This is a genomic window from Proteus sp. STS61-E (assembly GCF_040932335.1).
GTDB lineage: Bacteria > Pseudomonadota > Gammaproteobacteria > Enterobacterales > Enterobacteriaceae > Proteus > Proteus mirabilis_B.
This window is the reverse complement of the sequence record NZ_JBFQGE010000009.1, coordinates 175,240-187,789: the sequence shown is the minus strand read 5'-3', so window position 1 is coordinate 187,789 and position 12,550 is coordinate 175,240. Positions and strand designations below refer to the sequence as shown.

At 40.2% G+C, this 12,550-nt stretch carries 7 protein-coding genes; 3 read left to right on the top strand and 4 right to left on the bottom strand.

Annotated elements, in window-relative coordinates; translation table 11 throughout:
- Window positions 1-194: 194 nt before the first annotated feature.
- On the top strand, window positions 195-1,697 hold the full coding sequence (gene proP / locus AB4J89_RS18450) for a glycine betaine/L-proline transporter ProP (RefSeq protein WP_072070617.1): 1,503 nt from the start codon (window positions 195-197) through the stop codon (window positions 1,695-1,697).
- A 10-nt stretch (window positions 1,698-1,707) separates the two neighbouring features.
- Window positions 1,708-3,135 (top strand): deoxyribodipyrimidine photo-lyase, encoded by a 1,428-nt coding sequence (gene phrB / locus AB4J89_RS18445; RefSeq protein WP_311755744.1) that lies wholly within the window; start codon window positions 1,708-1,710, stop codon window positions 3,133-3,135.
- 89 nt (window positions 3,136-3,224) lie between these two features.
- On the opposite strand, the gene ppc is transcribed toward phrB, so the two are convergent.
- From ppc to metB, 3 genes are all read right to left on the bottom strand, one after another.
- Window positions 3,225-5,861, bottom strand: coding sequence for a phosphoenolpyruvate carboxylase (gene ppc, locus AB4J89_RS18440; protein WP_088494078.1), 2,637 nt, complete (start codon window positions 5,859-5,861; stop codon window positions 3,225-3,227).
- A 919-nt stretch (window positions 5,862-6,780) separates the two neighbouring features.
- Window positions 6,781-9,219 (bottom strand): bifunctional aspartate kinase/homoserine dehydrogenase II, encoded by a 2,439-nt coding sequence (locus AB4J89_RS18435; RefSeq protein ID WP_270756764.1) that lies wholly within the window; start codon window positions 9,217-9,219, stop codon window positions 6,781-6,783.
- Window positions 9,220-9,228: 9 nt separating this feature from the next.
- Window positions 9,229-10,389, bottom strand: a complete 1,161-nt coding sequence (gene metB, locus AB4J89_RS18430) for a cystathionine gamma-synthase (protein ID WP_368470256.1) — start codon at window positions 10,387-10,389, stop codon at window positions 9,229-9,231.
- Between the two features lie 282 nt (window positions 10,390-10,671).
- Between metB and metJ the strand changes: the two genes are divergently transcribed.
- Window positions 10,672-10,989, top strand: coding sequence for a met regulon transcriptional regulator MetJ (gene metJ, locus AB4J89_RS18425; protein ID WP_006534139.1), 318 nt, complete (start codon window positions 10,672-10,674; stop codon window positions 10,987-10,989).
- A 205-nt stretch (window positions 10,990-11,194) separates the two neighbouring features.
- Here the strand turns inward: metJ and yjjJ are convergent, their stop codons facing one another.
- The gene (gene yjjJ, locus AB4J89_RS18420; RefSeq protein ID WP_368470254.1) at window positions 11,195-12,499 is read right to left on the bottom strand and encodes a type II toxin-antitoxin system HipA family toxin YjjJ; all 1,305 of its coding nucleotides are present in this window, start codon (window positions 12,497-12,499) and stop codon (window positions 11,195-11,197) included.
- Between the last annotated feature and the right edge of the window lie 51 nt (window positions 12,500-12,550).

The following is a 12,550-nucleotide window of genomic DNA, read 5'->3' as shown; positions in this document are numbered from 1 at the left end:
ATTCAATCTTATCTATACTTAATAAATATTCCCTTATCTATTAGCTTAATATCACTATTTAATTTTGGTAGAAGTAAGCTGTTTTTTAGTGAATTTTTATCACTCACTCTTCTCGCTAACAAATAGTCACTTCATTTCTTTTAATTAATTGATAAACAAAAAAATCACAAATACCTTAATAAAGGTCACTTAATATGAAAATGAAGAAAAAAAGGAATAAACCACTACAAATCAATGATATAACCATTATTGATGATAGTAAGCTCAAAAAAGCCATTACTGCTGCCGCATTAGGTAATGCCATGGAATGGTTCGACTTTGGTGTTTATGGCTTCCTTGCTTACGTTTTAGGTCAAGTCTTCTTCCCGGGTGCATCACCTGGCGTACAGATGATTGCAGCTCTCGCGACATTCTCCGTCCCTTTCCTTATAAGACCTTTAGGGGGTGTTGTATTTGGGATGTTAGGGGATAAATTTGGTCGTCAGAAAGTCTTATCTGTCACCATCATTATTATGGCGCTTAGTACGTTTGCCATTGGTCTTATTCCTGCTTATGAAACCATTGGTATTTGGGCTCCTGTTTTATTATTACTCGCTAAATTAGCGCAAGGTTTCTCCATTGGTGGTGAATATTCAGGAGCGGCGATTTTCGTTGCTGAATACTCACCAGACCGTAAACGCGGATTTATGGGGAGCTGGTTAGACTTTGGTTCTATTGCTGGTTTTGTTATGGGTGCAGGTGTAGTTGTACTTATCTCAACTATTTTAGGTGAAGCCGCATTTCATGAATGGGGATGGCGTATTCCGTTCTTCTTAGCATTACCGTTAGGTCTTATTGGCTTATATTTGCGTCATGCTTTAGAAGAAACACCTGCATTCCAACAACATGTTGATGCAATGAATAGCGACGACCGAAAATCTATTCAAGATCCACCTCGTGTTTCATTACGTGAAATTGCATCGAAATATTGGAAAAGTTTAACCGTCTGTGTAGGTTTAGTGATTGCCACTAATGTCACCTACTATATGTTATTAACCTATATGCCGAGTTATTTATCTCATAACCTAAATTATTCGGCAGATCACGGTGTGCTGATCATCATCGCGATTATGATAGGTATGTTGTTCGTACAACCTGTAATTGGGTTATTGAGTGACAAAATTGGCCGTAAACCCTTTGTTATAGGTGGTAGTATTGGCTTGTTTGTCCTTGCTTACCCTGCGTTTATGATGATTAACAGTGATGAAATCGGTTTAATTTTCTTAGGATTATTAATTCTTGCGGTTTTACTTAACTGTTTTACTGGAGTAATGGCATCCATTTTACCTGCCATATTCCCGACCCATATTCGTTATAGTGCATTAGCAATCGCATTTAATATCTCAGTATTAATTGCGGGTGCAACACCAACAGCAGCAGCTTGGTTAGTTGAAGCAACCGGTGATTTATATATGCCTGCTTATTATTTGATGATTGTCGCTGTTGTCGGCTTGATAACAGGTATCAAGATGATCGAAACCGCAAATAAACCTTTACGAGGTGCAACACCTGCGGCGTCGGATAAATCAGAAGCTAAAGAAATTTTATCAGAGCACTATGATAGTATTGAACACCGTGTTGAAGATATCGAAGCGGAAATTGAAGCATTGCAGAAAAAACGCCAAGCCCTTATCGATCAACACCCTAAATTAGATTAAGAGAGGTTACATGCACCCGTCTCCTGTTCATTTAGTTTGGTTTCGTAATGATTTAAGAGTGACGGATAACAAGGCACTCTTTAACGCTTGCCAAGATAAACAAGCACAGGTGCATGCTCTTTTCACCGTAACGCCTGAACAATGGAAAGCCCACAATATGGCTTTGTCATGTCAGGCGTTTATTCATGATGCTTTACTTGATCTTTCAATATCGCTGGCAAAACTTAATATTCCACTGACAGTAGTGATTAGCGATACTTATTCAAATGCAGCCGATAAAGTGGCTGAATATTGCCAACAATATCAAGTTACCGCGCTTTTTTTTAATCACCAATACGCCTTTAATGAACAACGCCGTGATAAAAAAGTCACTGAGTTACTAGAAAATAAAACAACTGTTTATGCTTATCATGACAATGTGTTTATTCCACCGGGTAATGTAGTGACACAACAAGGGGAGATGTATAAGGTTTTTACTCCCTTTAGAAATGCATTTTTACGACTCTTTTTTTCACAAGATAACGCTTCGTTACCTATCCCAGAAATAAGAACATATCAAAAAACAGTCTCTCCTTTAAAAGCGCCGCTATTTTCACTTGAAGACACAAACACATCTTCTTTTATCGCTACGGAAGAAGAAGCACTTAAACGTTTAAAACAGTTCTGCTATGAAAGTGTCTCACATTATGCAAAATGGCGAGATATTCCGGCAGTTGATGGCACAAGCCGATTATCACCCTACCTTTCTATCGGTCTGTTATCTATTCGCCAATGTTTTAATCGCCTTTACCAAACTGAACCTGATTGCTTAGAAAACAGTGCATCAGGCGCATTTGTTTGGTTTAACGAGCTTATTTGGCGAGAATTTTACCAACACTTAATTGTGGCAAATCCCAATTTATGCAAACACATTGCTTTTCAGCTTTGGACAGAAAAAATCAATTGGCGTAACGAACAAGATGAATTTAACGCTTGGACTCAAGGCTTAACGGGCTTTCCAATTATTGATGCTGCAATGCGACAGCTTAACCAGACAGGTTGGATGCATAACCGCCTACGTATGCTCACGGCGAGCTTTCTTATCAAAGACTTGCTAATTGATTGGCGTTGGGGTGAGCGCTATTTTATGTCGCAACTCATTGATGGTGATTTCGCATCAAATAATGGGGGTTGGCAGTGGGCCGCATCAACAGGAACAGATGCCGTACCTTATTTTCGAATTTTTAATCCAACTACCCAAGGGCGTAAGTTCGATCCTGATGGTGAGTTTATCCGCCATTGGCTTCCTGAACTCGCCGATGTGCCTAATCGATATATTCATACCCCTCACGAATGGTCAGCAAAAACCAATAACTCTCTCGATTATCCATTACCCATTGTTGATCACGCAAAAGCACGAATAAGAGCCATTGAATCTTATGAAGAAGCAAAAAAATAAAGCCGATAACCGAGATAAAAATAAGAGATAAAACATAAAAAAACAGCGCTATTATTAAGCGCTGTTTTTATTTCTAAATATTGGTGACTCTAGCCTGTATTACGCATACCTGCGGCAATACCTGCAATAGTGACCATAAGTGCCTGTTCAATACGAGGGTCCGATTCGCTATGAGTACGAGAACGCTGTAACAACTCAGCCTGAAGTACGTTTAATGGATCGGTATACACATTACGTAGTGCAATAGATTCAGCAACCCACGGCAAATCCGCCATTAAGTGTTCATCTTTTGAAATCGCCAAGACACTCTTAATATCATCAGAAAGTTGCTGACGTAATTTAGATCCTAATGGCCATAAACGCTCTTCAACTAAACGTTGATCGTAATATTCTGCTAACCATAAGTCTGCTTTAGCATACACCATTTCTAACATCGCAATACGTGTATTAAAGAACGGCCAGTTCTCACACATATCATCTAATACCGCTTGTTTTCCGCTATCAATTTCATGTTGTAATGCCGCGCCAGCCCCCAACCAAGCAGGTAGCATTAAGCGGTTTTGAGTCCAAGCGAAGATCCACGGAATAGCGCGTAAGGTTTCAACACCACCAGTAGGGCGACGTTTTGCAGGACGTGAGCCTAATGGTAGTTTACCCAACTCGCCTTCTGGCGTTGCCGCTCTAAAGTAAGGAACAAAGTCTTCTTGTCCTCGTACATAGTCACGATACATTGCACAAGAAACGTCAGACAAGGAATCCATTACCTCAATCCAAGGCGCTTTTGGCTCTGGTGGTGGTAATAAATTCGCTTCTAAGATTGCACCTGCATAGTGAGCAAGGCTACTGATAGTGACTTGTGGTAATCCAAACTTAAAGCGGATCATTTCGCCTTGTTCTGTCACACGCAGGCCACCTTTTAAACTTCCTGGTGGTTGAGAAAGTAATGCTGCATGTGCAGGCGCACCACCACGACCAATCGTACCACCACGTCCGTGGAATAGTGTTAATGTCACACCTGATTTTTCACAGAGCTTAATTAATGCATCTTGAGCACGATATTGTGCCCATGATGCTGCCATCACACCCGCATCTTTTGCTGAGTCTGAATAGCCAATCATCACCATTTGTTTGTCATCAATTAAATCGCGATACCAAGGAATATCAAACAAACGCATCATTACGCTTTCAGCATTATTTAAATCATCAAGCGTTTCAAATAAAGGGGCAACAGGCAATCGAATATTCGCGCCAGCTTCTTTCAGTAATAGCTTTACAGCTAATACATCAGAAGGCACTTTTGCCATTGAAATCACATAAGAGGCGATAGAATCTTTAGGTGATTCAGCAATCACACGGCAAGTCTCAAATACTTCTTGAGTCGCTGCACTTGGTTGCCAATTAGTTGGGATCAGTGGGCGCTTAGAATTTAATTCTTCAAGTAAGAACGTTTGTTTCTGATCTTCAGACCAATTTGCATAATCACCAAGCTCTAAATACTGTGTCAATTCAGAGAGTGCTTCAGTGTGATTGGTACTTTCTTGGCGAATATCGAGCTTAACTAGCTGTAAGCCAAAACAACGGATACGACGTAATGTATCTAACAGCTGCCCATTAGCGATAATACGCATACCGCACTGAGTCAGTGATTGATAACAAGCATATAGCGGGTCCCAAAGTTGGGCATTATCAATTAACAACCCTTCTGGAGGTAGAGATTGCTGTCCTTTAATGCGTTGTTCTAAATAATCACGAGTGACTTGTAAGCGAGTACGTAATTGTTTAGCAATTTCACGATATGGCTCTGCAACTTCAGCACCACCGGCTAATTCGCGCAGCTCAGGTGTACTTTCTGTCATTGAAAGTTCTGAAACAAGGACTTGAATATCATTTAAAAATAAATCAGCGGCTTTCCAACGGCTTAATAGTAAAGCATGGCGTGTGATCTCAGCCGTCACATTTGGGTTACCATCGCGATCTCCGCCCATCCATGAAGTAAAACGAATAGGAGAAGCTTCTACTGGTAAGTTGTAATCAATGGATTCTTTAAGCTGCTCATTAAATTCACGTAAAAAAGCAGGAACACCTTCCCATAAGCTATTTTCAACAACCGCAAATCCCCATTTCGCTTCATCAATAGGTGTTGGGCGAATTTTTCTAATTTCATCAGTGTGCCATGATTGAGCAACTAACTGACGCAGACGGCGCATAATATTAGTACGCTCATAATCTGCTAGATCGTCATGGTCGAGTTGAGATAAACAGGTATTTACCTCAACCAACTTATGAATAAGTGTACGACGTGCGATTTCGGTTGGGTGCGCCGTTAATACCAGCTCAATAGAGATTTGCTCTACCGCTTCTTTTAATTGCTCGTCGGTAAAATTCTTATCTTTTAGTCTGGTGATCAGTTTTGCCAATGCCACAGGATTACTCGCCGCTTCACCGTGAGGCGAAATGCTATGGTATTGTTCTGCCACGTTCGTCAGGTTTAAAAATTGATTGAATGCTCTAGCAACAGGTAATAATTCATCATTAGAGAGATTCTGTAACGTCAGCAACAGTTTTTGTCGCTGAACTTCATTACCCGCTCGTGATGATTTAGATAATTTTCGAATAGATTCAACTTTATCTAAAATTTCTTCACCGAGTGCTTCTTTTATCGTATCTCCAAGTAGCTTGCCAAGCATACTGACATTGCTACGCATAGCAGAATATTGTTGATTCATAAGACTCCTGACCTTGTCTTTGTGGCGGTAACAACATGCTTCTTCCTATTAAAAAAGTCATGTCCTCCCAGTTGTGTAATTAACTTTCATTTCTGATGTGACTTTATTTTGATTTTTGTGATAAGCCACACTGCTTTTTTTACTTAGCCTACTATTCATATCAGAAAATAATCGTTTTGGGGGATTTTTCTGAAATTTAATTACGGCATTAGTCTTATAAGAATGGCTAATATTCATGCTGTTCTAGCTCAATTTTACCTAGAATAAGGACTTTTTTTCGTTTCTTATCTACTACGAAGAGTTTTTTACTAGAAAGGGCGAGATACGTGAAAATTTATCTGGCGAGAAATTTAGATGATTTTTTTTAATATTGATAAATTGTCTGATCGATTTTTTGATTTTTAGCTAATTTTGCTGGTGGGCTATGACTCGTATTCCTATTTCATCGCTTATTTTTATTCTTTTTTACATTTTTACTAGGCTACGATTTCCAATTAAATTTTTTATAAGACAAAAACGAATAAAGCGCTGAATATCAGCGCTTTAAGTTAAGAATAACGAATTGTCTTTCAGTAAATTAAGTTGTCTGTTGTAAATAATGTGGTTAATCGAATTGTACTCTAATAACGTTCAAACACGTTGTAACCGTACTTCAACTTCCACTCAAGACGCTTAAATTTCACATCATGAGCTACTGACAAAAGTTCTCTTTAGCTTGATGGTTCACCTCCGTCATTTCATTTCTTAGTGGGACAATCTGTCTTACTACCTTTGACATCAATCGCTCCTTTGTGACTAGAGATACTTCAAGTATAGCCAAAGAATTTAAAAAAATTGAGTGATATGACACAAAAATGACAAAAGGTTATCAGCATAAAATAACCCGCTGATAACCTTTATAAAAAAAGAAATAATTAAATTACAGTAACTGGGAAAGGCGGTTTAAATCTGACTGAATTGCGCCTGCGGTCACATCTCTGCCGGCTCCCGGCCCTCTGATCACAAGAGGGTTATCACGATACCAACGGCTTTCAATCGCAAATAAATTATCACCCGGTAATAGCGAGGCAAGAGGATGATCTTTTCTCACAGCTTCAACGCCGACTTTTGCTTTACCATTAGCATCAAAACGGGCGATATAACGTAATACCATATCCATTTCATTTGCGGCAGCTAATCGCTGTGCCATTTGCTCATTGATCAATGCACTGTTATCAAAAAACTCTTCTAGCGAACCCGTTTCAGCTTGTGCAGGTACTAAAGATTCAACTCGGACTTGCTCTGGCTCGATGTCATAACCTGCTTCACGAGCAAGAATAACCAGTTTACGCATCACATCTTGCCCTGATAAATCAATTCGGGGATCAGGCTCTGTTAACCCTTGTTGCCAAGCTTGTTCCACCAGCTCACTGAAAGGCACTGTGCCATCAAATTGCAAGAATAACCAAGAGAGTGTGCCAGAGAAAATACCGCTAATTGATAAAATAGTGTCACCACTTTCACGCAGATCACGCACCGTATGATTAATTGGCAATCCCGCACCGACTGTTGCGTTATATAACCAATGGCGACCTGTTTTAGAAAAGGCATCTCGTGTGGCACGATAACGTACACTTGAAGCCGAGCCAGCAATTTTATTTGCACTAATAACATGAAAACCATAGCTAGCGAAATCTTCATAAGAGGCAGCAAGAGACTCATTAGCCGTAATATCAACAACCACTAAATCATCATAAGGATGAGCTCTCATCCAAAGATAAAGCGACTCTTCATTATGCTCTGTTGCTTCTTCATCAAAGAAAGCCAATGCACGGCTTGGATTGATACCTTGATAATCAAGTAAACTACGACGGCTATCGACAACACCCGCAAGAATAAATTCAAAATCACTACGTGCTGATAAAGGCTCTTGCTCACGAGCAAACAATTCTAACCAACGTGAACCAATATTCCCTTTACCAAACAGCACTAAGCCAATCTGTTTTTCAGCTCTAAATAGCGTTTGATGTAAACCTTGCAGTAGATGCTCAGTATAATTACGCAATACTGCAACTAAGCTGATGTTATCTTCAGCATGCCAAATAAATTCAACAGGTTGGTCTTTAAGTTGTTGATAGAAACGATGACAATGAAGTGGATTTTTACAGACGCCTGCACCGACTAAAGCCACTAGTGAGAAGCCTTCTCGTAGATGTAATTTTCCCGGTAAAACCGCATCTTGTAATACATCTAATGCACTGTTAGCGACTTCACTGGTATAGCAAAGCTGTAAAAGTTGGCTGTCTTTATCAACACCAGTCGCTAAAGGACGGATTTGCGCACGTTTAAGTAATTCATCAACCTCCTTCGCCACTTGTTCAAAGTTTTGATGAGAGGGAAGTTGGAGTTCAATCAAACAAACATCATCATGGCTAGTAACGATTTTAGCGCCTGTTCCTGATGCCAAAACACGTTCTATACGCGTTGAACCCTGTTCTGGTTGATAGCTACAACGAAGTTGCAAATCAATATTACTGCCTGAAACGGGTTGAAGTGTGCGTGTATGTAAAACGGGGGCAGCTAATCGAGCCAATTCGCTCGCTTCATCTAAACGCAATAACGGCAATAAACAAGCATCTTTAACTTTACGAGGATCAGCACTATAAACACCTGCAACATCACTCCAAATTGTTACTTTACCGACATCCGCTAAAGCACCCACTTGTGTGGCAGAGTAGTCGCTACCGTTACGACCTAATAAAACCGTTTCGCCTTGTTGGTTGCGACTAATAAAACCAGTCACAACAAAACGACTTTCAGGGTGTTTAGCTAATAGTGATTGTAATAATGGACGAGATAAAGTTTCGTTTACTTGGGGCTGAGCCGCTCTCTCAGCACATAAAAACTCACGCGCATCTAACCACACGCTAGGTAAACCCTGCTCTGTGAGCAATTTCGCCATTAATCTTGCAGACCAAATTTCACCATGACCGACAACTTCTGCATAAGTCGCGTCTGTAATTGGTTTATCCAACAAATAGCTTAAGCGTTCAAGATCAGCAATAAAAGCTTGAGAAAGTAATTCTGCATTCTCTTTTGAAAGTAGCCCTTCAATTAAAGATAATTGGTAACGACGCAAAGTTTGCTGAACTTGATGGGCAGAAATACGATCACTTTGACTAAGTTTCAACCAGCTAATCAACTGATTCGTCGTCGAGCCCGCCGCAGAAACCACCATTAGGTCATTAGGTTGGCTATAGTTCGTCATGATATTCACGACACGTTGATAACATTTTATGTCCGCAAGACTGCTACCACCGAATTTATGTAACTGACGGCAAATCGGCTCCGCCTGTTGTTTAATCGCCACTACGCTCATGATCCATGGTTACCTTTTAGTTGCTGCATCAAACGCACTTTGCAAATCGTTGATTAAATCCTGACTATCTTCAATTCCCACTGAGATACGAAGTAATGAGGGGCTGATCCCTGCTATTTTTTTCGCTTCTTCTGACATACCTGCATGTGTCATGGTGGCAGGGTGACAAATTAAGGTCTCTACCCCACCTAAAGATTCTGCCAGTGTAAAGAGTGTTAATTGAGATAAAAAGAGTTTAATCACATCCAATCCTCCTTTTAACTCAAAACTTAACATCGCACCGAAACCTTGTTGCTGTTTTTTCGCTATTTGATGACCAACATGATTTTCCAGTGCAGGGTAATACATTTTTTCGATTAAAGGCTGTGTTTGTAAAAACGCCACTAATGCCTGTGCATTTTCTTGTTGAAGTCGAATTCGAGGCACTAATGTTCTTATACCTCTTAATAATAAATAGCTATCAAATGCGCCAGAAGTAACGCCAATATTATTCGCCCACCAGCTTAGCTCCTCAAGCTGTTTCTGACACTGACAGATAACAACCCCAGCAACAATATCTGAGTGTCCATTGAGATATTTTGTGCATGAGTGCACAACAATATCTGCTCCTAATGCTAATGGCTTTTGCAAAACAGGGCTCATAAAGGTGTTGTCAGCAACCACTAAAGCACCGTGTTGATGAGCAAGTTCACTGATTTTTCGAATATCCGTTATTCTTAAAAGAGGATTACTTGGGGTTTCGATAAAAACAATTTTAGGTTGATGTGCTAAAGCCTGTTTCAGTGCGATATCATCATTTTGATCCACAAAAATCACACGGTAGGCACCACGCTCTTGTTGGCTGTTAAAAAGGCGATAGCTTCCTCCATAACAATCATGAGGCGCAACAATCACATCGCCAGGCTTTAGAAAAACGGTACAAATTAAGTGAATTGCTGACATCCCACTGCTAGTGACAACTGCACCTACACCACCTTCTAGCTCCGCTAATGCCTTTTGCACCATATCGCGTGTTGGATTACCTCGGCGAGAATAATCATGGTCACGAGGCTGATTAAATTCTAAAAAATTATAGGTACTAGAAAGATAGATAGGCGGTACGACACAACCAAATTGAGTGTCTTCATTTAGCCCATTATGGATAGCAATTGTTGCTGTTTTCTTCGTCATACAGGCACCTTGTCACAGCGATAAGTGGAGAAGTCTACAACAGCATATCTAATTAGACACCAAGACGTCAACACATCTAGACATCTAAACTCCTTTACGGATAGATTAAGTAATGGAATAATACCTAAATTGAGAATATCGCCAGTGACTGTTACTTTTTCTCTCACCCTCAGCCAGAAGAGTCGATGGTTTTAGAAAAGTCATGATAAACTGGTATTGCCCATCAGAATGTGGGTTGACCCTATTCTGACTTCAACTAAATGATATTAATTAAGGTAATCCATGGCTGAATGGAACGGTGAATATATCAGCCCTTACGCTGAGCATGGCAAAAAGAGTGAGCAAGTTAAAAAAATTACAGTTTCAATTCCATTGAAAGTGTTGAAAATTTTGACTGATGAACGCACTCGCCGTCAGGTTAATAACCTAAAACATGCAACCAATAGTGAATTATTGTGTGAAGCATTTTTGCACGCATTTACCGGACAGCCTCTCCCAAATGATGAAGACTTACGTAAAGAACGTAACGATGAAATCCCTGAAGAGGCAAAAGAAATAATGCGCCAGCGCGGGGTTGATCCCGATACTTGGGAGTATTAATCAGCGTCAATTTTTTGACTTATTGCTTGATTAACACGAACAAAAAAGCCCAAAGCAAAAACTTTGGGCTTCAGATTATGACAACCCCCTTGGTTTTACTCGAAGGGGGTTATTTAGATATATATCGAAGATTTTTCCCATCAGTTATCTGCGTCAAACACAGCAATGCATTATCTTAACTTAATTTTTTTAAGTCTATTTGTCATTATCCTAGGCGAGATATACGCGAACTTGCTTCATCAAGATGACTACGTAATGCTTTAAGGCATGGCGAAAAATTGTCAGAAAAACAATTACAGCTATTAGCTAAAGTATAAAACTGCTCGGCTAACTCTAAACATTCCTGCCAGATTTCACCGCTGATCCCATCAAGTAATGTTACTGGGCGAAGCGTATTAACTATTTCACCACCAGACTTAGGCGCAAATCCCATTGGTAAAATATCGTAGGCAGGTGAAAGCGCATATGGGCGACCATGGCTACTGATAAATGATAAATTGCCATGGTGCATATCAGTATTTCCAATCAACATACCAAATGCCCAGCGGCGTGCTGTGCTAATCGCAGCATCAGGATGAACACGTTTTTGCTTAATTAGCTCATTAACTAACACAGGCCAAGGCTCTCTTGCCCGTCCTATAAACTCAGCATCTAGTGCCTGTAAAGAAAAAAGCCCTATGCGACCTAGTGAACCTACACGATCAAATCGTGGAATTTCAAGAAAGCGTTGTCCTTCAAAATCAAAAACTTCCGTTTCAACTCCAAGCACTTTTAATGCAAGATGCTCAGCTTGAAGCAGATCACGCCAACGCTCACTAACGGCGTTATCATCGGAAGCCGTAAATTTTACGATAACATGGCCTTTCTCTGTATAGGTGCAAAATTTGGGTTGTTCCCCACCTGCGGATGAACCAGGATCCTCTCCCGAACTAACAGCTCGTGCTAATGTGGGGTAAGTTTTAGCGCGCTCAACAATTTTTGGTGTCTGCATACCCAGAAATTGATCTCTAGCTTGCTCTCCTATTAGCAAATTTCCCACAGCATCATGCCCATGAGCCAGTAAAGCTCTGATTATATCTGTATCAGACCAACGATCTGGATTGTGGGGTAAATCAAGCTCAGCCGAATGGGCCGAAGCATAAGCTCTTCCAAGATATCCTTGGGGGCGCATATCCAATAACCACCACGGCAAACCTTCACTATGTCGGCTCACATTATCTATCCGCTCCATAACAAAGCCTTCTGGATAAACTGGTGTTAATTTACCTAGTGGCTTAACTTTACCTTCTTCATTTATGCGATAAATAGGAGCTGAATTGAACCCACGGAAACTATCACGTAAAGCATATTGAATAGAAGATCCAGAACCAATTCGAACAATATCATCACTCAGAGTATTTAATGCCCGTGACAATGTTGGCTGACTAATATTCATAATATCAGTAAGTTGCCTTGATGAGCGAGGTCCATTACGTAGTATTTTTCGTATCATTTCAGCGCGTATTGTCATAACATTAATTACTTTATGAATAGATAGATGAATAGATGTGTGAATAGATAA

Coding starts and splice junctions, on each gene's coding strand:
- proP (WP_072070617.1), top strand. CDS start 195: ATGAAAATGAAGAAAAAAAGGAATAAACCACTACAAATCAATGATATA.
- phrB (WP_311755744.1), top strand. CDS start 1,708: ATGCACCCGTCTCCTGTTCATTTAGTTTGGTTTCGTAATGATTTAAGA.
- ppc (WP_088494078.1), bottom strand. CDS start 5,861: ATGAATCAACAATATTCTGCTATGCGTAGCAATGTCAGTATGCTTGGC.
- AB4J89_RS18435 (WP_270756764.1), bottom strand. CDS start 9,219: ATGAGCGTAGTGGCGATTAAACAACAGGCGGAGCCGATTTGCCGTCAG.
- metB (WP_368470256.1), bottom strand. CDS start 10,389: ATGACGAAGAAAACAGCAACAATTGCTATCCATAATGGGCTAAATGAA.
- metJ (WP_006534139.1), top strand. CDS start 10,672: ATGGCTGAATGGAACGGTGAATATATCAGCCCTTACGCTGAGCATGGC.
- yjjJ (WP_368470254.1), bottom strand. CDS start 12,499: ATGACAATACGCGCTGAAATGATACGAAAAATACTACGTAATGGACCT.